The 450-nt window shown below is 40.9% G+C and carries 1 protein-coding gene; it reads left to right on the top strand.

All coding sequences use genetic code 11. The features are described 5' to 3' along the window. Positions 1-14 precede the first annotated feature (14 nt). Positions 15-450: CocE/NonD family hydrolase C-terminal non-catalytic domain-containing protein (locus I6F37_RS39735; RefSeq protein WP_225154339.1), on the top strand; the 436-nt coding region annotated here is incomplete at its 3' end.

Below are 450 nucleotides of genomic sequence, written 5' to 3' on the forward strand. Positions count from 1 at the left end.
TACATGATGTGGTAATGGATTGGTTTGATTATACCTTAAAGGGGGAAGAGAAACCGGCTATATTGAAAGACAGGGTCAATTATTTTGTAATGGGAGAAGGATGGAAACATGCTTCCACCCTGGAAAAGATGAATACAGACACCCTGCATTTTTACCTGACGGATAAGCCTGTAAAATCATTCTATGCCTTGTCCGATACTCCCGCAAATGAAAGCAGCCCATTGAAATTGCAGTTCAATCCGGCAGCTATCGTACATACGGCAACCGTTTCTGAAACAGGCATGGATGACACACGCCCGCTCACAAGTTCTTACTTAAAAAAGCAGTATCAACTTATTTTTGAAACCCCGCCGTTTCAAAAGGATCTTATCGTGAGTGGTTCACCAACCGCCAACTTATTTGTAAGTATCAATAAAAAAGATATAGACTTTAACCTGGAGTTTTACGAAG

Source organism: Bradyrhizobium sp. NBAIM08 (assembly GCF_020193935.1).
In the GTDB taxonomy this organism is placed as follows: domain Bacteria; phylum Pseudomonadota; class Alphaproteobacteria; order Rhizobiales; family Xanthobacteraceae; genus Bradyrhizobium; species Bradyrhizobium yuanmingense.